This window comes from Nonomuraea basaltis (assembly GCF_005893125.1).
Taxonomy (GTDB): Bacteria; Actinomycetota; Actinomycetes; order Streptosporangiales; family Streptosporangiaceae; genus Nonomuraea; species Nonomuraea basaltis.
This window is the reverse complement of the sequence record NZ_VCJS01000141.1, coordinates 1-24378: the sequence shown is the minus strand read 5'-3', so window position 1 is coordinate 24378 and position 24378 is coordinate 1. Positions and strand designations below refer to the sequence as shown.

Below are 24378 nucleotides of genomic sequence, written 5' to 3'. Positions count from 1 at the left end.
ACCAAAGTCCCTTGGAACACGTCCGATAGACCGTTTCCCAGGGCGACCTGACCTCGGCATCACTGCGGGGCCGGCGGGCCTGGTCGTCGATCCTCCCCCGCCAGGGGAACACCGCAGGACCACCACACGATCAGGATGGAGCGACTGAGCCGACGCCACGGTCAGGCCCCACCTCATCCCGCGTTGCTCGTCTTCAAGCGCGATCCTGCGGGTAGCGGACGCCAGATGATCCGTACGATGACGCTTCGCTGTGAGAGGGATTCATGGCTGTGGGTGAGAGGGCGGCATCCGTCTTCGGTCGGACGTCCTGGGTGATGCTGGGGCTGGCGACGTTGGGTTTCGCGGTGAACTTCTGGGCCTGGGCGTTGCTCAGCCCTCTGGGGCCGCGCTTCAAGGAGCTGCTCGGCCTGTCGGCGCCGCAGCAGGCGTTGCTGGTGGCGGTGCCGGTGATCGTCGGCTCGCTGGGGCGGATCCCCGTGGGGGCGCTGACCGACCGGTGTGGCGGCCGGGTGATGTTCCCGCTGATATCGGCCGTCACCATCGTGCCCGTCCTGTTCATCGGTGTCGCGGGACAGCAGTCGCTCGCCGCGCTGTTGGTCGGCGGCTTCTTCCTGGGCATCGCCGGTACCGCCTTCGCTGTCGGGGTGCCGTTCGTCAACGCGTGGTTCCCGCCGCACCGGCGCGGGCTGGCGATCGGGATCTTCGGCGCCGGGATGGGAGGCACCGCCATCAGCGCGCTGACCACCGTCCCCCTCGTCAGGACGGGCGGCGCAGCCGCCCCGTTCGTCATCACGGCGGTCGTGCTCGCGATCTACGCGGTCGTCGCGTGGCTGGTCCTACGGGATGCTCCTGGACGGAGCGTGGCCGGGCAGCCGCTGATCGCGCGGCTGGCCGCCACGGCCAGGTTGCCGATCACATGGCAGGCGTGCCTGCTGTATGCGGTGGCGTTCGGCGGTTATGTCGCTTTCTCCGTCTACCTGCCGGCCTATTTACAGACCGGATACGGGCTGGAGCAGGCCGACGCCGCCTTCCGGATGGCCGGGTTCGTGGTGCTGGCGGTCCTGATGCGGCCGCTCGGCGGATGGTTGTCGGACCGGATCGGCGCGGTGCCCGTGCTGGCCGGAGTGGTCGCCGTCATGGCGGCGATCCAGGCGCTGACCCCCGCCTTGATGCCGGTGGGCACGATCGCTTTCCTGTCCATGGCGGCGGCGCTCGGCGCGGGCAGCGGCGCCACCTTCGCCCTGGTCGCCCAAGTAGCGCCGGCCGACAAGGTCGGCTCGGTCACCGGACTGGTCGGCGCCGCCGGCGGCCTCGGCGGGTTCATACCACCGCTGGTCATGGGCTTCATCTACGGCCGGCTCGGCTCCTACGGGCTCGGCCTGGCCCTGCTGGCCGTTACCGCCGCGCTGTCCGTCGTGCTGACCTTGACCGCGGTACGCGCCCTGACCGCCGCACGAGCAGACACCCGTTGATTGGGCGCCGAAGCGGGATGGCGTCGCCCTCGAACCGGTGGGCTCGGGGGCGACGCCCCCGTCAGGCGTCGTGAAGGGTGTTGACCAGGCCGTAGTTCCCATCGTCCCGGCGGTAGACGAGACCACCGCCGCCGGTGCCCGAGTCGGCGAAGAAGACGAACGCGAATCCGGTCAGCTCCAGCCGCTCGATGGCCTCCTCCGCGGTGAGCCGCGGGGCGGGCAGCGGGCTGACCGAGATCGCCGCGCACATCGGCGCCGTCAGGTCCGGCTGGGGCACGAGCTGGGCGAGCCGGTAACCGTCGCCGGTGCGGTAGACGACGCTGTCCTGGCCCGTGGTGGCCTCGGTGAACAACAGGAAGTCGTAGTCCAGCTGATCCATGTCCACCACCGCCTCGTCGGGCACGGCGCGGGCCGCTGTGAAAGTCCGTACGATCCGCCGCTCGCCACCGGACCGGCCGGGCGGTCGCTGCTGGTAATGGCGCCCCCGCCGGTTCTCCCAGTCCCTGGTGATCTCCAGCAGCCGGGTCCGGAGCCGGTCGCCGAGCAGGTGAATGGCCGCGCGCGTGGAGACGGCGCTGGCCTGCGCCCTGATGAGCCGCCCCTGGATGTCCAGCACGGCCTCCGCCGTCCGTCGCTCCATCGCGAGCCCCGGCCCGGTGGCGAGCTTGACCTTCGCGCCGAGCACCGGCTCGTGGGCGAGCCTGGCCAGATCGGCCATGGTCTGCCTGGCGCGCCGGACGTCGGCGGACCGGATCCGGCCACGGATCTTGACCTGTACGTCGGCGGGATCAAGAGCGATGGACCTGTGCCTCATGGGTGAGCACCTTCTTCGCATCCGATTCTGATGCCTTCACCCTCTGATCAGTTCGGAGGCTGCTGCCAGGGACTTTCGTCCCCACTACGTAAGGACGTTGGGCTCGTGCGACAGAAGGGACCTGTGGGGCGGAAGCGATCACATGGAGGTCTCTAGCCCGCGGCCGAACGGACTTTAGTCCCTGCCGGAGGGCGACGGCAGGCGACAGGGTGTTCGCATGCGGATCCTGATGACGGAGTCGGACCCCTCCGGCGGCGCGGTGGCGGGGGCGTTGCTCGCCCTCGAAGGACACGAGGTGGCCTACTGCCATCCTCCCGGTGCGGCGGCGTCCGCCGCGCCGTGCGCCGGGATGGTCCCGGGCGGGCGCTGTCCGCTGGCGGACGGGGACATGGACCTGCTGGTCGACGTCAGGCTGGCGCCGGGGCCGTTCACGCTCAGAGAGGCCGGAGTCATGTGCGCCTTGCGCGCGCAGGTCCCGGTGCTGGTGGCCGGGCCCACGCCGTCGGGGACCGCCCTGGACGAGATCGCGTCTAGATGCGATGCCGCCGATCTGGTCGAGACCTGCGCGGACGCGGTTTCGCCGACCGGCCCTGCAGCCCGCCGGGCCGTCGCCGACGCGGTCCGACCCTTGTTGCGCCGCGCGGGAAGTCGCCCGCAGATAGAGCTCGTGGAGGTGGACGGCACGGTGCATGTGTACCTGTCGTTTCTGAGCGAGATCAGCGCCGTCCTCGCCGAAGAGATTCGCCAGGCAGCCGCGCGCGCCTACACACGGGTGACTCGCGACCGCGTCCAGGCCGTCGCACATATGGTGCTGCTGGCCGGAACATAGATCGCGCACCGGCCACACCGCGGCAGGCGTGTGGCGGTCAGTACGCTCAACGGGCACTGTCCCACGTCAGCGCGAGGGTTCCCAGCCGCGCCGGGCGGGGGGCCGTGCCTCGTCTCTGCTGCGGTAGATGATGTACGGGCGGGTGAGGTAGCCGACGGGGGCGGGGAGCATGTGGACCAAGCGTCGGCCTGGCGCCCGCCGACCTGGTGCAGCGTCCGCAGGTCCGCTGAGACCGCACCCGGCCGGAGGTGCCGCCCCATCCTCAGCAACGCGTCGCTGACCGGCCCGTCCATTGCCGACATCGTTACCCTTCTCCCCGAGCGCCACAGAACCGCCGTACCCGACAAATCCGCCTTCATAGCCCGCAACAGGAGAACTCGGGCCGCAACCTGATCCGCGTCAGGCGGTCAGGCGGTCAGGCGCCACATCTGGGCATAGCAGGGGGTATCAGCACCGACGTGGAAGGTTTATGGTGCCCAATGGGCGCCTCCTGGCCGCGCGAGCCCTCGCCCCGCTAGCGAGGAATTCCAAGGCGTCGCTGGCACTGATCCACCAGCATCTGCCCGGCATGAGCGTGACGCGATCGGCGGCGAGGTCGACCGCAGCACGAGCGCCCAGCTGGCCAGCCACATCGACCGCGTCCGCCGGCCCGGCGACCATGTGATCTTCGCTCTGACCGAGTTGTCGTTCCTGGACAGCGCTGGCCTGCAGGTCCTGCTCGCCGCCACCTGCCGTGCGGTTGTGGCCTTCATCGTCATCACCGCGGTGGAGGCCGTCGGTCGGCGCATCCAGCAGCCCACTTGAACCATCCAGATCAGGCAAGCAGCCCCCAGACGTTGGACGGTCTTCAGGTGGCACATCAGCCAGGTCGGCTCACTGTAAGGCCGCCAGGTCTGGAAAATTCGGTCCTTGGTCCTAAATCCGACTTGGCCGTCACGGGTGGGGACTTTAGTCCCTGGCGCGAACCGGGCGCGTCCCTCATGCTGGAACGACATCGGCCGAAGGGCTCAAGGGAGCGCGGCTCATAAGCACGTATTCGAGGATTGTGCATGGATCGGCACGGCACGCTGCGTGAGCGCCGTGACCGGCTGCATCGCCATTGGGCGCGGTGGGTCGCGGGCGATCGGCTCAACAAGCAGGCCAGCCTGCGCGAGGAGATCGCCGCATCATGGCGGCGGTCGATCCGATGGGTACCCCCCGAACGCGACTGCGCACCCGTCGACGCCGCCGCCGACGAGCGATGGGCCTGTTCGCCCCTGCGTGCGCCCGTGCAGGCCATCTCGGACGAGTTGCGCACGATCGCCGAGGACGGCGGGTTCATCGCCGCGATCACCGACGAGTCGGGCACCATCTTGTGGACGTGTGGCGGACCGGTCATGCGCCGCCGCGCCGAGACGGTGAACTTCGCGCCCGGCGGATGCTGGGACGAGCCGGCGATGGGTACCAACGCGCTGTCCCTAGCGTTACGGCACGGGCAACCGGCCAGCGTGTTCTCCGCCGAGCACCTGGTGGAGGCGCTGCACGGGTGGGTCTGCTACTCCGCCCCGATCAAGGCGCCGGACGGGCGGGTGCTGGGTGTACTGGACCTGTCCAGCACCTGGGACCGGTCCCACCCCTTGGCCATGCCCGCGTTGACCAATCTGGTCACCGGTATCGAGCAGCGGCTCGCCGAACGCCTGATCCCCGGACGCCCGGGCCTGCACCTGCGTTGCCTGGGGGCAGCGGAGCTGCTGCGCGACGGCGCACCGGTACGGCTACGGCCCCGGCAGGTGGAGATCCTCACTCTGCTGGCGCTGGAGGGGCACGCGATGTCCCCCGAGCGGCTGCGCGAGGAGCTGTACGGTGAGCGGCATGTCACGGCGGCCACGCTGAAGGCGGAGGTGTCCCATCTCAGGAGCGCGCTGCGTGGGGCGTTGTCGACCAGGCGGTACGAGCTCACCGAGCCGATCGCGTGTGATGCGGCCGAGGTACTCGCCCTGCTGGCGGCCGGGCGGGCCGAACAGGCCATCGACGCCTACGGCGGTCCGCTCCTTCCCTCGTCCGACGCGCCGGGCATCCGGATGTGGCGCGAGCACATCGAGGTCGCCGTGCGCGAGGCGGTCCTCCGCTCCATGCGCCCGGAGGCGGTGCTCACGTACGGCGAGCTGCACCCGTACGACCTGCAGATCCACGAGCGGGCCCTGGCCCTGCTGCCCACCGGCGACGCACGCCGCGGCGTGGCGCTGACGCGCTACCGAAGCGCCCTGGGCAGCTGAGCGGCGATTCTTCCGAGGCGAGCCCTCCCCGCCTACCGCCGCTCCGCTCCCGCACACCACACCACACCGTCGCACACCGCCCTGCCGCTCTCGCCTATCCGGCCGTTCCCGGCTCGCCCCCTTCCCGCCAACCTTCCGCCAACCTCACACCTTCACCGTGGGTTGTGTTACGGCCATGTGAAGGAGAAACGACATCATGGTTTACGCACCTCCTGGTTCCGAGGGCAGCATCGTCACCTACGCCCAGCAGTACGAAAACTTCATCGGCGGGGCGTGGGTGCCCCCGGTGGGTGGCGAGTACTTCGACAACCCGAGCCCGATCACCGGGCAGCCCTTCACCCGCGCGCCGCGCTCCACCGCCGCCGACGTCGAACTCGCCCTGGACGCAGCGCACGCCGCCGCCGACCGGTGGGGACGCACCTCGCCCGCGGAACGAGCGAACATCCTCAACAAGATCGCCGACCGGATCGAGGCCAACCTGGAGCGGCTCGCCGTGGCCGAGACCTGGGAGAACGGCAAACCGGTACGCGAGACCCTCGCCGCCGATCTGCCCCTGGCCGTCGACCACTTCCGCTACTTCGCCGGCGTGCTGCGCGCCCAAGAGGGCGGCGTCAGCCAGTTGGACGAGGACACCGTCGCCTACCACTTCCACGAGCCGCTCGGCGTCGTGGGCCAGATCATCCCGTGGAACTTCCCGATCCTGATGGCCGTCTGGAAGCTCGCCCCCGCCCTCGCGGCCGGCAACTGCGTGGTGCTCAAACCGGCCGAACAGACCCCGGTCAGCATCCTGCTCGTCGTCGAGCTCATCGCCGACCTCCTGCCGCCAGGCGTGCTCAACGTCGTCAACGGCTTCGGCGCCGAGGCGGGCAAGCCGCTGGCCGCCAGCCCGCGCGTGGCCAAGGTCGCCTTCACCGGCGAAACCACGACCGGACGGCTGATCATGGAGTACGCCGCCCAGAACATCATCCCGGTCACTCTGGAGCTCGGTGGCAAGAGCGCCAACGTCTTCCTGCCCGACATCATGTCCGCCGACGACGACTTCCTGGACAAGGCCGTCGAAGGCTTCGTGCTGTTCGCCCTCAACCAGGGCGAGGTGTGCACGTGCCCCTCCCGCGCCCTGATCCACTCCTCCATCTACGACGAGTTCATGGCCCGCGCGATCGCCCGGACCGAGGCCATCGTCGGCGGCGACCCCCTCGACCCGGCCACCATGATCGGCGCCCAGGCGAGCAACGACCAGTACCAGAAGATCCTCTCCTACATCGACATCGGCAAGAAGGAAGGCGCGCAGCTGCTCACCGGCGGCAACCCCCGTACGGTCGCGGGCTTCGAGGGCGGCTACTACATCCAGCCGACCGTCTTCCGCGGCACCAACGACATGCGCATCTTCCAGGAGGAGATCTTCGGCCCGGTGGTGTCGGTGGCCACCTTCGACTCCGAGGACGAAGCCCTCAAGATCGCCAACGATACCCCGTACGGCCTCGGCGCCGGGCTGTGGACCCGCGACATCAACGCGGCCTACCGGCTCGGCCGCGGCATCAAGGCCGGCCGCGTGTGGACCAACTGCTACCACGCTTACCCGGCGCACGCCGCCTTCGGCGGCTACAAGCAGTCCGGCATCGGCCGCGAGAACCACCGCGCCATGCTCGATCACTACCAGCAGACCAAGAACCTGCTGGTCAGCTACTCGCCCAAGCGACTCGGCTTCTTCTGACAGCCACCGCCGAGGGGGCGTACCCGCCCGCAGGCCAGGCGGGTACGACCTCTCGGAGATCCAACCCTCCCCTGGTCGAAAGACCGAACGCCGCGCACACCGGGCCTTCTCCCCGAGCCCGCCTCCCGCCTTTTTACAAGGCTGGAGCCCCGCCCCACTTCCCGTCCAGAAGGAGTGTTCACATACGCGACGACCGTCTCCGCCTTCGACAAACCTCTGGAGATCCGCGACCTACCCGTGCCCACCCCTGCCGCCGACCAGGTGCTCGTCCGGATCGAGGCGAGCGGCCTGTGCCACACCGACATCCACGCCGCCCACGGCGACTGGCCGATCAAGCCCCAGTTGCCGTTCACCCCCGGCCACGAGGGAATCGGCATAGTCCAACAGGCCGACACGGCCGTCACCGAGCACGCCGTCGGCGACCGGGTCGCCTGCGCCTGTGGCGCCTGCGATTGCTGCGTCAGCGGCCGGGAGGCCCCTGTGCGAGTCCCAGCAGAACACCGGCTACGCCATCGACGGTGCCCACGCCGAATACGCCGTCGCGGCGGGCCGATATGCGATCGTGATCACGACCGGCTCGGCCACCAGCCCGAGGAAGGCGTTCGGGAAGCCGAACAGGTGCGCCTGCCAGGAGCTGCCGACCGCGCCGCAGCTGACGACACTGTTGATGTTGCAGGACAGATCCGCGCCCGGGTCGGCCGCCAGGCGCCCTCGCCGAAGCCCACGGCCTGGAGACGGGACAGCACCAGGGCAGAGAGCCTGTCCCACCGCGCCGGCCCAAGCCGCGCCCTGTCCCGCCCGCGGAGCCCGTCCAGGACAGGCAGGGCAGGACACCGCCGCCCCCGCCGCCGGTTCAGGACAACAAGCAGCAGGACAACCCCGACCCGTCAGGACAGGACAAGAACAAGCCGGGTCAGGACAACGGGCGCCCGGACGGCGGCGATCAGGACACGAAGCCCAACGCGCGCAAGAGGACAGACGCCGACCTGATCGCCGAGATGAGATCACGCTGGGCGACCAACCCCGGTCGCCCCACCGTGACCGACGAACTCGGCGTCGGCACAGACCGCGCCGTCCGCCTCATGCGCATGGCATGGCCGGACGAGATCGCCGTCGCCATCGCCATGCACATCACCCCGTCCGGCGACGTCTCGGAGGCCTCGCTCGCCCACGAGCTCGGCACCACCCCGGCCGAGGTGAACAAGCACCTGGAGCTGTACCGGAAGGACTACGGCTTCCCCATGAGCCCGGAGCAGTGGAACGCCCGCCCCGAGTCCATCGCCACGTGGGGCTCGACCGAGCAGCACGTGTCCGACGACGCCTCCCAGCCGTTCGCCACCGCGGACGTCAGCGCCAACTAGCACAGCGAGAGGGGCGGCAGCCGATCGGCTGCCGCCCCTCTTACTGTCTTCTGCCGACCTACCCGGATCGGCCCGTCCGCAGCAGGGCACCGAGTTCTTGTAGGGGTCACGGCGGCCATTGGCGACGAGTGCCCCACGGAAGACCTTCGCGGAGTCCAAGTCGTCGAAGGCGTAGGCGCGGGGCGGGCCAGTACGGCGACCGCCCTCTCTCCAGTGCACATGGTAGGAGTGCGTGCCGTTCTTCTTCTTGCGGTACTCGATGCCTTCAGCGCGCCGAGGTTGTCCTGACACGGAACCATCAGTCCCTTCGTCTCGGGGGGAGGTTCCGTGAACGTAGGTGCCAACCTGGGTTAACGTCCTGCGCCGGCAGGCTCGTGCATCCTCGGTGCACCCTCGAACAAAAAAAACCGCCCCTTGCCTGCGATGTTTCCGCAGGTAAGAGGCGGTTTGATCTTGTGGAGGTGGCGGGAATCGAACCCGCCCTTCCATAGGTCTTGACCTGGCCTTTTGCCCATAGTGCCAGTTAAGCCCGGACTAGACCAGACGGAACGGTACGCAAAAGAACCTCGTGCACCCGCCCGTGCCCCCACGGGGGGCACAGATGATCATGAAGGGCTCGATGCGGCCAAGCCACGCCATCGGGCTGTGACACTAGCTCCGACCGGATGGCATGGTCCGCAACGTGACCAGAACGCACAGCACGGCACAAAGGCCCCCTCGTCGCCTCCGTAAGCCGCTGCCGAACGCCAACGAACAGCCCACGATGACGATCCCCGAGGCGGGAACGTTCCTTGGCCTGGCACGGGGCACCGCTTACGAGGCCGCCGCCAAGGGCGAGATCCCCACGCTGGAGTTCGGCCGGCGCAAGGTCGTCCCCACCGCGAAGCTCCGCGAGATGCTCGGCCTCGACAACCCTGCGGCGTGACCCAGCGGACCGGAACATTGGCCGGCCTCGCCGGGGGTCGGCCACCGATCATCTGCCCTCATAGTCCGCGATAGCGTCCAGGACTGCCTCGTGAGTCGCCTTACCGGCGTTGTTCGCCGGGATACGCCAGCGGTACAGGCCGGTCGGTCCTGACCATTCGAGGACCCCGCCCTTCGCGGGCACGTCGAACGCCTCGTAGACCACCTCGGGCGAGCTCGGATGGACCGTCACCCATGCGCCCTGTGCCCGCCCCACCCAGGGAGCGCTGTTGGCCTTGCCGGACGTGGTCGTGAAGACCCGATTGCCCTGCTTGATGCGCCACTGGCTCCCATAGGGGAGCGGCATGCTGTCCGCCTTGGACACCGCGGTCACCCGGACGGCGAGCGCCAGGAAGTACTTGTTGCGCGGTTTCGTCGTAGGCCCCCAGGTCGGCCGGTGGTAGTAGACGCCGACCGGGGAGACCCTCAGCCAATTGCCCTTCTCTCCCTTGGCCCGGACGGACTGGCCGAACTTGAGCAGTTTCGGCGCGGCCGCGTGGACGGCGGCCGACTGTTGCGCCACCCGGGTTTGCTGTTCGGCGCCTGCTTCTGCGGACGCGGCGAGACACGCCAGGGCGAGTAAGGCGGCGGGCAGAACGGCAACGCGATGCGGCATGCATCCTCCCGGTTTCGATCGTTCCACCCCCGAGCTTGATCACCTTAGCGGCGCGATCACGGCGCGAGGAGGGGTGGCGAAGATCCAGCGCCGCCAGAGCCGGAGCTGGAGCGACCCAATCGAAGCGAGACGTTAGCGGCGCTCCGTTCATACCTTCCCGCCTCACGTGGAACAGACGCCGACCATTGCCATATAGACACCATTAAGGATTTAGTTGTAATCTTTGATGTACCGCCGGGCGATGAGCGGCATCGCTCGGACGGCAGACCGGAAGGACACCTATGCCCAGCAGCAGTAAGGAGCAGCGAGAACGACGCCAGCCCGCATACATCGGGCTGATCGCGCTCATCGCTGAGATGCGCCCCGACTGGGACATCGACCAGATCACCGCCGAACTGCTCGGCTGCCCCTGGAGCGAGCAGCTCATCCTCGCCGCCGTCCGCGCCACCCGACCGGACGACGAGGACAAGCTCCGCGTCGCCGACGAGATCATCAAGGTCGCCTCCCAGCGCGTCCCGGTCACCCAGGCCCAGCTCGACGCCTACACCGACTACGCCAGCCGCCGCCTCAACCGGGCGGAGACGAAGTGATCACCACGTACCGCGACGAATGCGGCACCCATGAGGGACTCCGCCTCCACCAGGACCACAACGAGCGCCCCTGCGGGAGGTGCGTCGAAGGCGAGTCGCAGCGGCTTCTCATGGCCAAGCTATTCCCGGAAATGGTCCCGGCTCGGCCCGCCCCTGCCCCGCTCGTCCCGATCACCCCCGAGCAAGCCGCCGAAAACCTGCGCGCCCTCAACGACGCCATGCGGACCACGCCGTTGCAGGAGTGCGGCAGCCACGCCGCCTTCATGCGCCACTACGAGTACGGCGAGAAGCCATGCCCCGAGTGCGCGACGGCGGAGAGGGAGTACCGCCGAAACCTGCGGATCGCCCACATCAAGCTCGCAAACCCGGCATCCCCCAGCCGGAGGAACGCCGCGGCATGAGCCTCCTCGACACCGAGCTCCAGCCGCCCACCGACCCCGCCCTCCCCCAGGGCGGACCGCACTGGCGCGGCTGCGAGCGCCTCCACAGCGCGTGCGCCTACCAACTCGGCAAGCAGCACGCCGAGCACACCCTGCTCCGCCAGGTCGCCGACCTCATCGCCGACCTGGCCCACCACGACGACCCGCCCGCGCGCACCGTCGCGCTGCACGACGCTTACGCCGCCGTGCGCCGACTCGCCGGCCTGCCCCCGCACACCTACCCCGACAAGGACGACGACCCCATGCCGAAAAGCCGCGACTTCGCCGCCGAGCTCGCTCGCCTCGCCCGCGCGGAGGAGGCCGAGGCCGAGCAGGAGATGCTCGACCGTGCCGCCCTGTCCGGCGCCTGCGCTGACGAGGCCGACGCGGCATGCTGACCATCGACCAGGCCGACATCGAGTCGGCCCTCCAGCCCGGCATCGTTCCCGGCGACGGCCCCACCACCACCCACCTGTTCTGCGGCGCAGGCGGTGACGTGCGCGGTTTCTGGGAAGCCGGGTTCCAGCCCGTGGAGATGGCCAACCACGACGAGCGTTCGATCGAGACCGTCTCCCACCACTACAAGCACGTGGACCCGCGCTGCGTGGACCTCGACCACTACAACATGTCGTCCCTGAAGCCCAGCCAGGTGCTTGTGGGCTCCCCGATCTGCACCGAGATCGCGCAGGCGGGTGGGAGCACCGCGCCGAAGGCGCAGACGGAACTGTTCGAGGAAGAGGGGCACGTCGCCAAGTCCACATGGGAGCGGACCCGCGTCACCGCCTGGTGCCTGCTCCGCGCGGCGGAAGCGCACCGCTACGACATGGTGATCGGCGAGAACGTGCCCGAGTTCGCCACCCGCTGGATGCTGTTCCCCGAGTGGCTGCGCTGCTGGCGCGTCCTCGGCTACCAGGTGCAGCTCGTGTCCCTCGATGCCGCCCACATCTCCGGCCCCGGCAACCCGCCCGCGCCGCAGCACCGACACCGGCTCATCTTCGTGTTCACCAGGAAGGGCATCAAGCAGCCCGACCTGCGGCTCCGCCCCGACGCCATGTGCCCGGAGTGCGGGCCCGTCCAGGGTGTGCAGCGGTGGCGCGACCCCCGGCCGCGCGTGCTCAGGGTCGGCAAGCACGGCGAGCAGTACGACTACGTCTGCCCGAACCGGCGGTGCGGCCACCTCATCGTCGAGCCCGTCGTGTGGCCGGTCGAACCCGTCATCGACTGGGACCTGCCCACGCGGCGGATCGGCGACGGCAAGCCGTACAAGAAGTTCACCCCGTACGCCGAAAGCACCCGCCTCAAGGTGGCGATCGGGCTGGAGCAGTTCGGCAACGAGCCGTTCATGGCGCTGCTGCGCAAGAACCTCACCGTCCAGGGACTCGACGCGCCGCTGCCCACCGTGACCGCCGGCGGCAACCACTTCGCGCTGATCGTCCACATCGGCCGCGACAGCGCCGCCCGCACCACCGATCAGCCGCTCACCACCGTCGCCACCCACCCGCACCACGCGCTGATCGCACCCGCCCTGTCCGTGGACAACTCGGACTTACGGATGCTCGGCCCGGACGAGACCAAGCAGGTCCAGCGCTTCAAGCGCGACTACCGCATCTTCGGCACCATCGCCGAGCAGCGCGTCCAGATCGGCAACGCCGTCCCCGTCAACGTTGCCCACTGGGTCGCCGCCCGTGCCCGCGCTGTCCTGTCCTGACCTTCGTTCCTCGCTGGGCCCCACGGGGGCCCAGCCTCCCTCTCTACGGAGCCACCATGAGATACCGCCCCACCCTCCCCGCGGCCGCCGCCAGCGTAGTCATCGCCGCCCTCCTGGTCGCCTGCTCGGACGCTGCGCCCGCCTGCGCCGCTGTCCGTGAGCTGCCCGCCCCGGCTGCCACGAACCGGCCGCCGAGCAGCAACAGGCAGCCCGCCGTCCCCCAGACGCGCCAGCAGCCGATCGCCCCCAAGACGCAGCAGCAGCCGCAGACGCGCACCACGCCCCAGCCGTCCAGGACAACCACGAACCGCCTCCCCTCGACGGCCGCGCCGAAGCCGACCTCCCGCGCCACCCGGACCCAGCCGAAGGTCACCTACCGGGCCGGCCGTGACGGCAAGCAGTACCGCCACTTTGACGGCTACCCCGGGTGGTACGTCGTCGGCGTCTGGCCCTACGGCTACGCCGACGCCAATGGCTGCACCGTCCCCGGTCAGGAGGGCGACGGGATTGACGACTTCGACGACATCTTCGACGGCGACTGACCACCACCCACCTGTCACACCCCACCTCACCGAGGAGCTCCCTATGCTCGAAACCCGCGCGCGCGACAATGAGGCCGGAGAACCCGTCGTGGTCATCGTGGCCACTGGCACCCACGACGTATCCCGCCTGGTCAATCTGCTCAATGGCAGCACTCCCAACAGCGAGCAGCGCGACCTGGCTGACCAGGTCACCCGCCAGGTACGGCGCCGTAGCGGCGGCCGCGCCGCCCTCGAACTGCTCGCCGAGCACGGCGGCCCCGACCTGCTCACCGCCGTGGGCGAGACCAAGCCCATGTTCGACGTGGCCGCCGACGTGCCCGACATTCCCGAGCACGGCCCCACCTCCGCCGTCGAACTCGCCAAGGCGTACGCGGCCCGCACCGGCTACGCCATGCGGTACGCGCACGAGACCTTCCCGAAGTCCGGCCATCCCGATCGTCCGGCCGCGCTGCGCCGCGCCAGCGACCATTTCCACGTGGCGCAGTTCATGTACGGCGTCGTCTACCTCCTGCGCGAGCTCATGCAGCACGCCCCCGACCGGGCAGACGAGATCGCCTCAAACCTGTGGCGGGACTGGCTCGACGGAGACGCCAGCGAGCGCCTTTCCGACTGGCTGGGCGCGTGGGGCATCGACATCGACGAGCTCATCGTCAAGGCGATCGACGACGCCCGCGCGGCCGGCCATACCAGCTCGCCGCCAATGAAGTCCCCAGCCTGATCGGCGTGTGCTGCGACGGCTGCGGGACCACAGTCGAACGGGACTACATCGTGTCGGAGGCCATGACGAAGCCCGAGCGTTTTGAAGTGGCTCGGGCCACCCTCCGCCGCGAGGGATGGCGGTGCGACAAGTCCGGCGACTGGTGCCCCACCTGTGGCACCACCGCCCGCCGCTGGTAAGCCCCGATCCCGCCCAGGGCGGTGCCGGCACAAGGCCCGCCGCCCTGGGCGCACCAACGCACTCCGAAGGAGGACACGATGTCTCTACTCGACGCGATGAACGCCCGCCTGGACCGCCTGGACGAGGCCGCGAAGAAGAAGCTCGCCAAAACGATGACGGAAGCCAGGCTCCGCGACCACCACATCGTGCCGCTCGCCAAGATCCTCGGGTACCTCGTCTACTGGACGTGGAACAGCAAGCACAGCCCCGCCGGTTTCCCCGACGTGTTCCTGCTCCACCCCGTCACCGGCACCGTCATCATCCGCGAACTGAAGATGGTGGGCGGCGGCAAGAAGCACCAGCCGACCGAGGCGCAGCAGGCATGGCTCGACGCGTTCGGCGTGGCCGGGCTCGACGCCGCGGTGTGGACACCCGCCGACATGATCTCCGGCCGGATACGCGAAGAACTCCTCCGGGGCACCCGCCGCACGGCATGATCAGGATCAACGTCAGACTATTTTGCCGTTGACGTCCTGGGACACATCACAGAACTCAAGGTAATCTTTGAACACCGGGTAGCAACGACCCGCGTGCCCACCAGCCGACACACGAAGGAGGGCACCCCCGACAACCGCGAGGATATGGCGATGAGCACCGACCCGACTCCCACTCCGACCCTGGACGAACTGCGCGGCATGCCGACAGGACCGGACCGCATCAGCGCCGCCGCCGGCGCAGCCGCGGCCGCCAACGCCGACGTGAAGAAGGCCCGTGAGGACCTCGCGAAGGCCGTGTGGACGCTCCACTACCGGCACAAGGACAAGGGGTGGAGCAAGCAGAAGGCGTCCAAGGGCACCGGCGTCGGTGCGACGTCCCTGTTCCCGACCGGCTCCCCTGTCGCGCCGAGCGAGGAGCAGATCCTCGAGCAGCTCCCCAACTGGGACGCGGACACCGCGCTCGCCGAACGTGACAAGGCCGCGGCCGAGCTCGCGAAGCACCGCGCCTTCGCAGACGGCGCCCGGGAGATCCGGCGGAAGGACATCGCCGCCCTCTACCAAGGCCACCTCGACGGCAAGCAGTGGGAGATCGCCGAGATCGGCGCCGAGTACGAGCTCGACACCACCATGGTGACGGGCGACATCAAGGCGATGGGCGTCACCTTGCGCCCGTCGCAGCGGCGCAAGGTGGCCAGCGAGAACAGCGGGCAGCCGACCGAGCTGGGCCCCATCGCCAGAATGCTCGGCGTATCCCGCATCTACCTTCAGCACCGCATCCGCTACTGGAGCAACCCCGAGCGCTCGAGCAAGCCGGGCGCGTTCCCCGCGGACGCCGAGGCTGGCGACGGCAAGTACTGGCCGGACAAGGTGAAGACGTGGTTCGACAGTCTCCCGGCGATGGCGGCCGCGCCCACCGGGCTCAGCCTGCACCGCGCCGCCGAGCAGGTGGGCGAGCCGTACCCGACTGTCAAGGGGGCGATCATCAGCGCCGCGGAGGCTGGCACCCTCCCGCCTGAACTCATCTACGGCAGCGGCGCCGTCAACGAGGCCCTGTTCGTCCAGTGGTGGCGTGACCGGAAGGAGCGGTTGTCCGCCGGCACGACCCTCGTTGACGCGGCCAAGAAGGCTGGCGTGAATGAGAAGACGTTCCGCACCGCGGTGCACGAGGCCGAGGCGGCGGGCGAGCTCCCAGAGAAGGCCAGGGTCAGCGACCGCCGCTACGACGAAGATGTTCTGCTCGCGTGGTGGCGCCAGAAGACCTCTCCAGAGGCGGTGGCGAGCACGGGCACCACCATGAAGGACCTCGCCGAGGCCGCCGGGCTGAAGGTAGACAAGGTGCGCTACCAGGTGCGCAAGGCCGAAGAGTCGGGCAGCCTGCCTGAGGGCGTGCGGCTGCCCAGCGGCCGGTTCAACAAGGAGAAGGGCTTGGCCTGGTTGAAGTCTCTCGGGCTGTAAGCAGGCGTTAACAAGTGCGGGTTACGGCCGCGGTGTCGTTCACAGGGATAGTGCGAATGCCAGTGGCCGCGCCAGCAAGTCGGCTCTCGTAATGCGTAGTGCGCTACAGCTTACGGTTCTGGACGCTACGATTTGACGTGGATGAGACTTCGGGCCCATCCCAGGTGTAGGTGCCCCCGCCGTGGCTTGCCGGCGTTGACGGGGGTCACCGTTCGAGCGGGCTCAGGTGGCCGAAGGGTTATCTGAGCCTGTTGACCAGCAGGTCAACGAGGATGAGCACAGCCCGGACTACGAGCTGCGCCCATTCGACCCACCTGGGGTGGTGGGTTTCCTTGTGTCGTTTGCGCATTGTGTCCCTTCCTCGTGGCGACATGCCGGAAGGATCGGTGCTGTCGTAGGCAGCCGACCCCCCGATCGACTGCTGCCAGGACCGCGTGCGCTGCGGACAGGAACGAGCTTAGAACCGACGCGTTCGGCTTGTAGAGACGTTGAGCCTATCCAAGGGCCTAATCACAGGCTGATTAGACGGTCCGATCAGACGGTCCGATCAGCGGCAGAGCACGCATTTCCTCGCGATGCTGCGCATCGTTCTTGATGCGACCCAAGCGGGTCCAGACACAAGCCACCGCAGTCAGGCACGGTGCCGCTCGTGGAGTACGCAGCGATGTTCCAGCGAGCGGAGACGTGCCCGCTCTGCACGCGCGTCATCCTGCTGAACGCGCGCGACGACCAGGAGGCGGCCGCAGCGCTGGCCCTGCACCTCCGCTATGGGTGTGACGTATGACGGCGCTGGCCGTCCCCCTTCCCCACGCTCTTCCCCCCGGCGACTCTCGCATCGCGTCCGGGATGCTGTCGGACCTGATGGCGTTGCCGCCAGCGATGCGGCGCCGCACTCTCGGCATGCTCGCGCAGCCCGACCTGGTCCAGGTCCTGGCCATGGCCGGGCGGGAGCTCGGCACCCCGTACGGCGTGTGGCTCGGCGACCCGGTCGGCTTCGTCGAGCAGGTCCTCGGTGAGGCGCTGTGGTCCAAGCAGCGGGCGATCCTCCAGGCGATCACGACGCACAAGAACGTCGCTGTCCCGGCGGGCTTCGGCCTCGGGAAGACGCACATCTGCGCGCGGGCGGTCGCCTACTGGGCGTGCGTCTACCCGGTCGGCACCGCCCTGTCGATCACCACAGCGACCCGCATGCGGCAGGTGCACCGGCAGATGTGGCCGCACATCCGGCACGCGGTCGCGCATGGCGCGCTGCCCGGCGAGTGTGACCAGGTGCAGTGGAAGATGCGCGACGCCAAGGGCGTGGATGTCGTGGTCTCGTACGGGTTCACGGCGACCGAGCATGACGAATCCGGCATGCAGGGCATCCATGAAAGCAACCTCTTGTTGATCGTGGACGAGGCCGGCGGTATCGGCCCGGTGATCGGCCGCTCCACCCGGAACCTGCTGACCGGCTCGAACGCGCGCATGATCGCCATCGGCAACCCGCCCACGGACACCGAACGGAGCTGGTTCGAGAAGCTCTGCAGCGACGGCAACAGCGAGCGCTACTCGCAGACGACCACCATCAAGCTCGCCGCGACCGACTCGCCGGCCGTCACCGGCGAGCGCACCGCGGACAAGGTGTGTGCCTGCCTGGCCGGGGACCCGGGCCACATGGTCTCCTCCCACCTGGTCAACGCCGAATGGATCGAGGAGGCGATCCGCGACCACGGCGAGAAGTCGCCGTACGTCATCGCCAAGGTGCATGCGCGATTCCCCAAGGGCGCGAAGGACCAGATCATCCCGTCCGACTGGGTGGACGCGGCCGCGGAGCAGGAGGAGCCGGAAGGGCCCGGCTGGGTCCGCCTCTGCGATCTGGGCCTGGAGGACGAGACCGACGAGTGGATGGTGCGGCTCGGCGGCTGGGTGCGGCTCGGCTGCGACATCGCGGCGGACGGAGGCGACGAATTCGTGATCAGCAGGCTGGTGGAGGACCTGGCAACGATCGAACACACCAGCTCTGGCGCGGAGAACAGCGACGCCGTCACCGTGGCGAACCGGATCCTGGAGGAGATCCGGCGGGCGGAGCTGCTGCGCCGCCGTCTCGGCACCAAGGCCAAGGTGCGCGTCAAGATCGACACGATCGGCGTCGGTTGGGGCGTCGTCGGGCTTCTCCAGCGGTGGGGCAAGGAGGGCAAGCACCAGGCGGAGATCGTGCCCGTCAACGTGGCCGAGGCGACGGACCGGCCGGCGGACTCGGAGGTGCTGCGGCCGTACCGGAAGAGGGACGAGCTGTGGATCGCTGGGCGGACGCTGCTGCGGCCCAACGCGGAGGGGAAGACGCGGCTGCGGCTGCGCATCGCCAATCGGGCGAAAGCACAGCTCAGTGCTCCCAAGAAGTTCGACAACAGTCAGGGGTTCACCTTCGTGGAGTCGAAGAAGGACATGCGCAAGCGTGGCGTCGGCAGTCCCGACCAGGCCGAGGCGTTGCTGCTGGGCCCGTACGAGCCCGCCCGGAAGCAGGTGAAGAAGCGCGGCCGCCTCCTCTCTGGTTGACAGAGCGTGACAACCGAATATGGACGATCCGGACGCTTTGGGATTTGGATCGGTTCACAGCATTCACGGATCGTTACAAACATTCTGTCCGGAACGGCGGAAAACAAGCTGGTCTGAAAGATCGTCTGACCATTTACGCGACCTGCTCCCGATAGTTAAGGTCTCTCCGCTGGCCACGGTCACGTGTGCCACCGATGTCACATCAGTTACGGGGGATTGACCTGTCGGAACTGCACCCGCCGGCAGGCTGCTCGGGCGCCCCCACGTCGCACAAAGGGGTTGATAGATCGCATGACCACCGAAGTCTCCGAGACCAGCCAGGACGAGACGACCGATACCGGCATCCACGAGTTCGTCGCCGGGGTCACTGTGCCAGTCTCCTCGGAGCAGGCTCGCCGCATAGAGACGAGCCGCCGCAACTTCATGCTTCATGAAAAAACATGGGTAATAGCCCAGGACGTCTACTGCGACCATTGCAAACTGCGATGGGCCGACGCGATCTCCGTGCCGTGCCCTGGACCACACACTGAACATCTTCTCGGCGGCAACGGGCCCGCCGTCCGGGCCAAGCGTAAGAGGCCGGCCCCCGGCACCAGCGCCGAAGAGGTCGCCCTGCGCCAGCGCTCCAGCCTCGGCGATATGTACGGCTGACAGGCTCCCTGGTGGCCAGTCATCGATCGTCGGATCGGGGACTTGGATGCCGTGTGGCCGGGGCGCCCTTTCATGATTACTCAGGATGGGTTCCCCGGCCCGCCCGCCGTAGCCAGCGCGCCACTTCCTGCGGCCCGCGCCAGCCACCAAGCAACCCTGCCGACGCGGGCCGGAGTAAGTGCAGTTCCTCGACAAGAAACGCTCGCGAGCCGCTGAATCAACTCGGCGCGTTCAGCAGGAAGTAACGGTCCAGCTCAGCCCTGCACCGTTAGGCACCCGCGCAAGCTCCTGCGACACTCCACCGCGAATGACATAGCACGGGTAGTCGGCGCCGCCGACGCGTGCAGACTTCACGACAGTGCTGGTCCCGCAGTTTCGGTATGCCACGTATCGTGTAGTACCACTGGTCCAGCTACTCGCGCCGCACGGGTCAGCGTTTGCGGGCGTAGCCGACAGAACGGCGGTCGTCGCCAACGCCAATATGGCGACGGAGACATGAGCCAGCATCTTCCGCACAGTTATCCTCCATGGCTCGGTCCGATCGTTGGCTGGTCGATGAAAATTCTGGCATCCTGCCGAAGAGCAGTGTTGCCGCCATGCGACGACCTCTTTGACTCTCGACGACACGGCCGACTCCGGCATTGCGCCCGATATCCTGATCCACCGATGTGTCACGGCAGAAAGTCCGGCTCTCTTCGACTAGGGCAAGCAATGGGCACAGTGGTGATTCGCCTTGACGGAGTACCCGTTAAGGAACGGTTCGATGTCTGGTGGCAGATGGTCGCCCAATCAGTGGTTTCGGTAGACGCCTCCAGCGGCCACGCCGACGACTTCTGGGCGGAGATGCGGATCGTGGACCTGGGTGCGATCCGGCTGTCGAGGGTCACCTGTTCCGGGTTCGAGGCACATAGGAGCACCAGCAGGATCCGTCGTTCCGACCCCGAGGCGTATCAGTTGTCGCTAACGATCCACGGCCGGTCGGGCATTCGGCAGGAGGGCCGCGAAACGGAGCTGACATCGGGCGATCTGGCGCTCTATGACGCGTCCCACCCCTTCGTCGCGTGGAGCGCGCCGGAGGACGCCAGCACGGGGGGTGGTCCGCGTCATGGCATGCCCGCCGGTTTGATCTTGCACGTACCCCACGATGTGCTGACGTTCCCCGCTTCTATGGTGCGACGACTGCTGGCCAGGAGGGTGCCCGGACACGACGGCATTGGGGCGCTACTCAGCGGCCTGCTCAATCAGGTAATGGCGCAGGCGGACCACCTGTCACCGACCGACCTGGAACGGCTGTCCGGCACGGTCGTCGATCTACTCTCGGCCGTGCTGGCCCATGAGGCTGAAACAGACCCATCGTCCTTCGTCACCGATCCTGGCGCGCTTCTCGTCCTGCGCGTGCAGGCGTTTATCGAACGACATCTGGATGAGCCGCATCTGTCACCGAGTGACATCGCCGCCTTCCACCATGTCTCCTTACGCCACTTGCAGCGGTTGTTCGGCAAGGAGGGCTACACCATTAGCGGCTGGATCCAGCATCGCAGGCTCGAACGGTGCCGCCGCGCGCTTGCCGACCCGTCGATGGACCGGCTACACATCGGCGTCATTGCCGCACGCTGGGGCTTCACCAGTGACGCGCACTTCAACAGGCTCTTTCGAAGGAGGTACGGGGTCCCTCCGGCGAGTTACCGCCGCAACCTTCGAAAGGATGCTGGTGACCCGTCACGCAACCTTGGCGGGGTAACTGGTCCAGCTTCGGATGGATGAGTTGGTGACGAAGTTGGGTCTTGGGCTGGCCTGGGGTATTGCGCCTGTGTTTCGCGTGATCCGCTGCAGCTTACGACCTTCCGCCGTCGTCAACGGCCTGACGGCTTCAATACCCGAGATCAATTACCCGTTCGAGATTCTGTGACGCGGCACTAGCCGAAGCCGTACAGAAACCACAGCCTCCTCCTAGCCTGCCCGGCGACCCTTACCGTCGTCCCGGGCAGGCAGGAGAAGTAGGTTGAACCAAGACCCACAGCGTGAGACGCGCCTGCGCCGCGACCTGATCGCCCTGGTCCTCATCGTCGCCGGCATCGGCGGGACACTGGCCGTCGCCTGGAGCTTCAACCCGCTGCTGTTCTGGCTCGGCTTGTCCGTCAGCGCGTTCGTCGGCGGCGTGCTGCTCGGCAGCGGAAAGTAGGGCGCAGTGGCCTTCCTCCCTGCCCTGCGGGGCGTCCTGGGGCTCGCGACGAAGTCCGCCGGGCTGGAGACGAAGTCGTTCGAGCTCGACGCCGGCCACACCTCCTGGTCGGGGATGCTCGCCAGGCTGCGCGACCCGCGCCGCTCTTGGCCCGTCGAACGGGCCGTCCTGGAGGGGATGGAGCGCGTCGTCTGGGTGTTCAAGAGCGTGAACGCCATCGCCGGGCACGCGTCCCGCCTGCCGATCGAGCGGGTGCTCATCAAGGACGACGGCGAGCGCGAGGTCATCGCGGACGACCCTCTCGCCCGGCTGCTCAACGCGGGCGTCGCCAACCAGTTGGAGAAGGGCCCGCAGCTACGCAAGCGGCTGTCTGGCCAGGTCTTGCTGTCTCCGGCCGGGACGTTCGTCGAGGTGACCACCAGCCGGCGTGGCCACCCGATCGGTGCGGACCTGCTGCCGCCGGGCCGTACCCGCCCGGTGCCGGGGTTCAACGGCAACCTCCTGTCGCACTTCGAGACGATCACCCCGGACGGTCGGCGCCGCGCGATCGACCCCGAGAAAGTCATCTGGTTCCGCGACCCCCACCCCTTGGATCCATTCCGCGGCATCACCCCCATGGAAGCCGCCGGGCTCAGCGTGGACTTGGACTTCCTGGCCAGGCTCTACAACGCCACCTTCCTGCGCAACGACGGCCGGCCAGGCGGCGTGATCGGCATCGATGGCGAAGTCGATGACGACGAGATGGAGCGCATCCAAGGCATCTTCGGCAAGGGCGCGCACGAGGCCGGCAAGCTCACCGTGCTCCAGGGCGACCTCAGCTTCATCGACTTGGCCGCCAAGCCGCGCGACATGGCGTACGCCGACCTGGCGCGCATCTCCAAGGAGGAGATCCTCGCGGCTTTCGGCGTGCCCGAGTCCGTGATCGGCAACGCCAGCGGGCGGACGTTCGATAACGCAGCCCAGGAGCAGGAGAACTTCTGGGAGCACACGATGCTCCCCCACCTGTCGCTGCTGGCGACCGGATGGGACACCGATCATGAGGATGACGCGCGCTACGAGTTCAACGTTGACGGTGTCGAGCCGCTCCAGCGGGCGAAGCGGCAGCGTCGGCAGGAGGCGCGCGAGGAGGTCGCAGCCGGGCTCATCTCACTGGACGAGTACCGGGCCATCGCCGGGTACGACCCCGTGGACCTGCCACACACCCGGGCGCTGTACGTAGCGCAGGGGAAGACGCCGATCCCGACGCGCGAGGAGGACGCGGTCGCGCTCGGCATCGCCCCGCCCGAAGACCCGGAAGCCGCGATGGACGGCGCGGCCGCGGCGGGCGAGCTCGGCGGGCAGCCGCCGGCCGGAGACGCCGTCCCCGCAGAGGAGGGCGACGACGGGGCGGAGGAGAACGCGCTGTCGCGTCTGCGGGCCCTGTTCGACGAGAACGGCGGCGGCGAGCAGGAGCCCACCAACGGCGAACCTGCTGCGTCCGCCCCGGGCGGGAACGCGGACGCCGGGGAGAAGCCTGAGCAGGAGCCCGAGGAGGGCGACGCTGAGGAAGAGGAGGCGAAGCCCAAGCGCGGGCGGAGGCAGACGAAGGGCGCCCCAGCGCCTGAGCCGAGGGCTGAGCTCGTGGAGGTGCTTAACCAGCTCGGCGGACGGCTTGTCGGCCGGACGGTGGCCAGGCTGGAGTCACCGAAGTACCGCAAGGGCACCCGTCACTTCATCGCCGAGTACAAGGTGGACACCCGCGTCGGCGACAGCCCGCTGGATATGGCCCGCATCGTGCCTGTGGAGGCGTGGCAGACCGAAGCCGAGCAGGCGGTGTTCCCGGTGTTCGCGGCGGCCGCGACCGCCGCTGGGGGCGGTGTGGAGGCGCACGACACCGCGATGACGGCCGCCGTGGCGGTGGGCGAGGAGTTCGGCCGGGTGGCCGGGGTCGTGCGCGCCGTGGTGGAGGACCTGGACCAGGCGGGCGCACCGATGGAGGAGATCGCGCAAGCGGTGCGCGAGGTGGACCTGACGGACTGGGCTGCCGCGATTGCCGCCGAAATACCGATATAGACACCATTAAAGATGACTGCTAGTGTCGTGGGTGTTCGACCGGCAGCGAGCGGCGCTGCTGGTGGAGCCCGGAAGGAAACCCATGCACAACGGTAAGATCGCCGACGTCATCCCCATCACGTCCGCCTCCGCCTCCCGCCAGCACTTCGGCACCTTCGAGTCCAACGGCGGCAAGATCAAGGTCACCCACGTCCGCGACAAGGTCAGGCTCACGGTCACCAGCCTGGTCATGCGCGACAACGACTTCGAGGACTGCGTCCTCACTCTGGAGTTCGACGCCGAGACCGCACTCGCGTTCCAGGTCGCGACCGGCCTGGCCGCGATCGGCGCGAAGAGTGACCTCGACATCGACGACCCGGAGGGCGTGCGATGAGCGAGCAGCGCCTCACCTGGAGCGGCAACGACAGAGACGGCTGGACCGGCTACTTCTGGTCCTCCCACATCCACTGGGCCTTCCAGATCGTCCCGATCATCGGCGGCGCGGCCTACCGGCTTGACAGCCCCCTCCCCAACCCGGGCTACCGGGCAGACCGGGAGCCGTACTTCAAGGACCCGGACGAGGCGAAGAAGCGCGCCAACACGCTGCTGAGGGAGTTCGAGACCCCCGCCGCGATCCTGGTCAACCGGAACTACCGGCACCGGTACGCAGACAGCGCCACGGAGTACACCTTCGCCAACAAGCTCTACACGCACGCCTGTGACGGTCCCTGTGATCCCCGCGAGGATGGCCACTACTACGAGCCCGAGGCCATCACCATGCGGCTCGTCGGCAGCGACACGTGGATCATCACCCGCCCCGGCGGTCGGCACGCCAACCACTCGCAGGAGTGGACCCTCCCCGACCCC

26 protein-coding genes and 3 pseudogenes are annotated in these 24378 nt (G+C 68.4%); 25 read left to right on the top strand and 4 right to left on the bottom strand.

The features are described 5' to 3' along the window. The first annotated feature begins 263 nt into the window (after positions 1-263). Positions 264-1472, top strand: a complete 1209-nt coding sequence (locus tag EJK15_RS44845; protein WP_138716577.1) for an MFS transporter — start codon at positions 264-266, stop codon at positions 1470-1472. A 61-nt stretch (positions 1473-1533) separates the two neighbouring features. Here EJK15_RS44845 and EJK15_RS44840 read toward each other — a convergent pair whose 3' ends face one another. Further along, positions 1534-2286 (bottom strand): sigma 54 modulation/S30EA ribosomal C-terminal domain-containing protein, encoded by a 753-nt coding sequence (locus EJK15_RS44840; protein WP_138716576.1) that lies wholly within the window; start codon positions 2284-2286, stop codon positions 1534-1536. A 217-nt stretch (positions 2287-2503) separates the two neighbouring features. Between EJK15_RS44840 and EJK15_RS44835 the strand changes: the two genes are divergently transcribed. Next, positions 2504-3115: a hypothetical protein gene (locus tag EJK15_RS44835; protein ID WP_138716575.1), complete on the top strand. Its 612-nt coding sequence runs from the start codon at positions 2504-2506 to the stop codon at positions 3113-3115. Positions 3116-3181: 66 nt separating this feature from the next. On the opposite strand, the pseudogene EJK15_RS77915 reads toward EJK15_RS44835, so the two are convergent. Further along, positions 3182-3307 (bottom strand): annotated as a pseudogene (locus tag EJK15_RS77915) (respiratory nitrate reductase subunit gamma); the annotation flags it as partial. A 241-nt stretch (positions 3308-3548) separates the two neighbouring features. Here EJK15_RS77915 and EJK15_RS77910 point away from each other — a divergent pair. From EJK15_RS77910 to EJK15_RS77905, 5 genes and pseudogenes are all read left to right on the top strand, one after another. Beyond that, positions 3549-3779 (top strand): annotated as a pseudogene (locus EJK15_RS77910) (hypothetical protein); the annotation flags it as partial. Then, positions 3698-3919, top strand: a complete 222-nt coding sequence (locus EJK15_RS77245; protein ID WP_138716574.1) for an STAS domain-containing protein — start codon at positions 3698-3700, stop codon at positions 3917-3919. The pseudogene EJK15_RS77910 and the gene EJK15_RS77245, both read left to right, overlap by 82 nt. A 245-nt stretch (positions 3920-4164) precedes the next feature. Beyond that, entirely contained in the window at positions 4165-5370 is a 1206-nt protein-coding gene (locus EJK15_RS44815; protein WP_138716573.1) for a GAF domain-containing protein, read from the top strand. Between the two features lie 196 nt (positions 5371-5566). Next, positions 5567-7084 carry an acetaldehyde dehydrogenase ExaC gene (gene exaC, locus EJK15_RS44810; RefSeq protein ID WP_138716572.1) on the top strand — a complete coding sequence of 506 codons (1518 nt, stop codon included), beginning with the start codon at positions 5567-5569 and terminating at the stop codon, positions 7082-7084. A gap of 174 nt (positions 7085-7258) precedes the next feature. Continuing rightward, a pseudogene (locus EJK15_RS77905) lies at positions 7259-7546 on the top strand (alcohol dehydrogenase catalytic domain-containing protein); the annotation flags it as partial. A gap of 42 nt (positions 7547-7588) precedes the next feature. On the opposite strand, the gene EJK15_RS75225 reads toward EJK15_RS77905, so the two are convergent. Further along, complete coding sequence (locus tag EJK15_RS75225) at positions 7589-7852, bottom strand: vitamin K epoxide reductase family protein (protein ID WP_240777607.1); 264 nt, start codon at positions 7850-7852, stop codon at positions 7589-7591. A 230-nt stretch (positions 7853-8082) separates the two neighbouring features. Here EJK15_RS75225 and EJK15_RS44795 point away from each other — a divergent pair, with 230 nt between their 5' ends. Beyond that, positions 8083-8445 (top strand): hypothetical protein, encoded by a 363-nt coding sequence (locus EJK15_RS44795; RefSeq protein WP_138716571.1) that lies wholly within the window; start codon positions 8083-8085, stop codon positions 8443-8445. 682 nt (positions 8446-9127) lie between these two features. After that, positions 9128-9370, top strand: coding sequence for a helix-turn-helix domain-containing protein (locus tag EJK15_RS44790; RefSeq protein WP_138716570.1), 243 nt, complete (start codon positions 9128-9130; stop codon positions 9368-9370). A 48-nt stretch (positions 9371-9418) separates the two neighbouring features. Here EJK15_RS44790 and EJK15_RS44785 read toward each other — a convergent pair whose 3' ends face one another. Next, positions 9419-10024, bottom strand: a complete 606-nt coding sequence (locus tag EJK15_RS44785; RefSeq protein ID WP_138716569.1) for a hypothetical protein — start codon at positions 10022-10024, stop codon at positions 9419-9421. Between the two features lie 281 nt (positions 10025-10305). Here EJK15_RS44785 and EJK15_RS44780 point away from each other — a divergent pair, with 281 nt between their 5' ends. The 16 genes from EJK15_RS44780 to EJK15_RS44710 all read left to right on the top strand — a co-directional run. Further along, entirely contained in the window at positions 10306-10614 is a 309-nt protein-coding gene (locus EJK15_RS44780) for a hypothetical protein (protein ID WP_138716568.1), read from the top strand. Further along, a complete protein-coding gene (locus EJK15_RS44775) occupies positions 10611-11015 on the top strand; it encodes a hypothetical protein (RefSeq protein WP_138716567.1) in 405 nt (134 codons plus the stop codon). The genes EJK15_RS44780 and EJK15_RS44775 overlap by 4 nt, the downstream gene beginning before the upstream one ends. Then, a complete protein-coding gene (locus tag EJK15_RS44770; RefSeq protein ID WP_138716566.1) occupies positions 11012-11431 on the top strand; it encodes a hypothetical protein in 420 nt (139 codons plus the stop codon). Before EJK15_RS44775 ends, EJK15_RS44770 begins: the two co-directional genes overlap by 4 nt. Continuing rightward, a complete protein-coding gene (locus EJK15_RS44765) occupies positions 11425-12741 on the top strand; it encodes a DNA cytosine methyltransferase (protein WP_138716565.1) in 1317 nt (438 codons plus the stop codon). The genes EJK15_RS44770 and EJK15_RS44765 overlap by 7 nt, the downstream gene beginning before the upstream one ends. 56 nt (positions 12742-12797) lie before the next feature. Further along, entirely contained in the window at positions 12798-13283 is a 486-nt protein-coding gene (locus EJK15_RS44760; protein WP_138716564.1) for a hypothetical protein, read from the top strand. A 43-nt stretch (positions 13284-13326) separates the two neighbouring features. Beyond that, positions 13327-14001 carry a hypothetical protein gene (locus tag EJK15_RS44755; protein WP_138716563.1) on the top strand — a complete coding sequence of 225 codons (675 nt, stop codon included), beginning with the start codon at positions 13327-13329 and terminating at the stop codon, positions 13999-14001. 257 nt (positions 14002-14258) lie between these two features. Beyond that, a complete protein-coding gene (locus EJK15_RS44750) occupies positions 14259-14657 on the top strand; it encodes a VRR-NUC domain-containing protein (RefSeq protein WP_138716562.1) in 399 nt (132 codons plus the stop codon). 150 nt (positions 14658-14807) lie between these two features. Further along, positions 14808-16112: a hypothetical protein gene (locus EJK15_RS44745; RefSeq protein ID WP_138716561.1), complete on the top strand. Its 1305-nt coding sequence runs from the start codon at positions 14808-14810 to the stop codon at positions 16110-16112. Between the two features lie 649 nt (positions 16113-16761). After that, positions 16762-16896, top strand: a complete 135-nt coding sequence (locus EJK15_RS76660) for a hypothetical protein (protein WP_276615494.1) — start codon at positions 16762-16764, stop codon at positions 16894-16896. Then, the gene (locus EJK15_RS44740; RefSeq protein WP_138716560.1) at positions 16893-18647 is read left to right on the top strand and encodes a hypothetical protein; all 1755 of its coding nucleotides are present in this window, start codon (positions 16893-16895) and stop codon (positions 18645-18647) included. The genes EJK15_RS76660 and EJK15_RS44740 overlap by 4 nt, the downstream gene beginning before the upstream one ends. A gap of 291 nt (positions 18648-18938) precedes the next feature. Further along, positions 18939-19298, top strand: a complete 360-nt coding sequence (locus EJK15_RS44735; RefSeq protein WP_138716559.1) for a hypothetical protein — start codon at positions 18939-18941, stop codon at positions 19296-19298. A gap of 711 nt (positions 19299-20009) precedes the next feature. Next, complete coding sequence (locus tag EJK15_RS44730) at positions 20010-21062, top strand: AraC-like ligand-binding domain-containing protein (protein WP_171074902.1); 1053 nt, start codon at positions 20010-20012, stop codon at positions 21060-21062. Between the two features lie 238 nt (positions 21063-21300). Further along, on the top strand, positions 21301-21480 hold the full coding sequence (locus EJK15_RS44725) for a hypothetical protein (RefSeq protein WP_138716557.1): 180 nt from the start codon (positions 21301-21303) through the stop codon (positions 21478-21480). A gap of 6 nt (positions 21481-21486) precedes the next feature. Beyond that, complete coding sequence (locus EJK15_RS44720; protein ID WP_138716556.1) at positions 21487-23532, top strand: phage portal protein; 2046 nt, start codon at positions 21487-21489, stop codon at positions 23530-23532. An 82-nt stretch (positions 23533-23614) separates the two neighbouring features. Next, a complete protein-coding gene (locus EJK15_RS44715) occupies positions 23615-23905 on the top strand; it encodes a hypothetical protein (RefSeq protein WP_138716555.1) in 291 nt (96 codons plus the stop codon). Continuing rightward, positions 23902-24378 (top strand): hypothetical protein (locus EJK15_RS44710; RefSeq protein ID WP_138716554.1); only part of this gene is annotated, 477 nt, incomplete at its 3' end. The genes EJK15_RS44715 and EJK15_RS44710, both read left to right, overlap by 4 nt.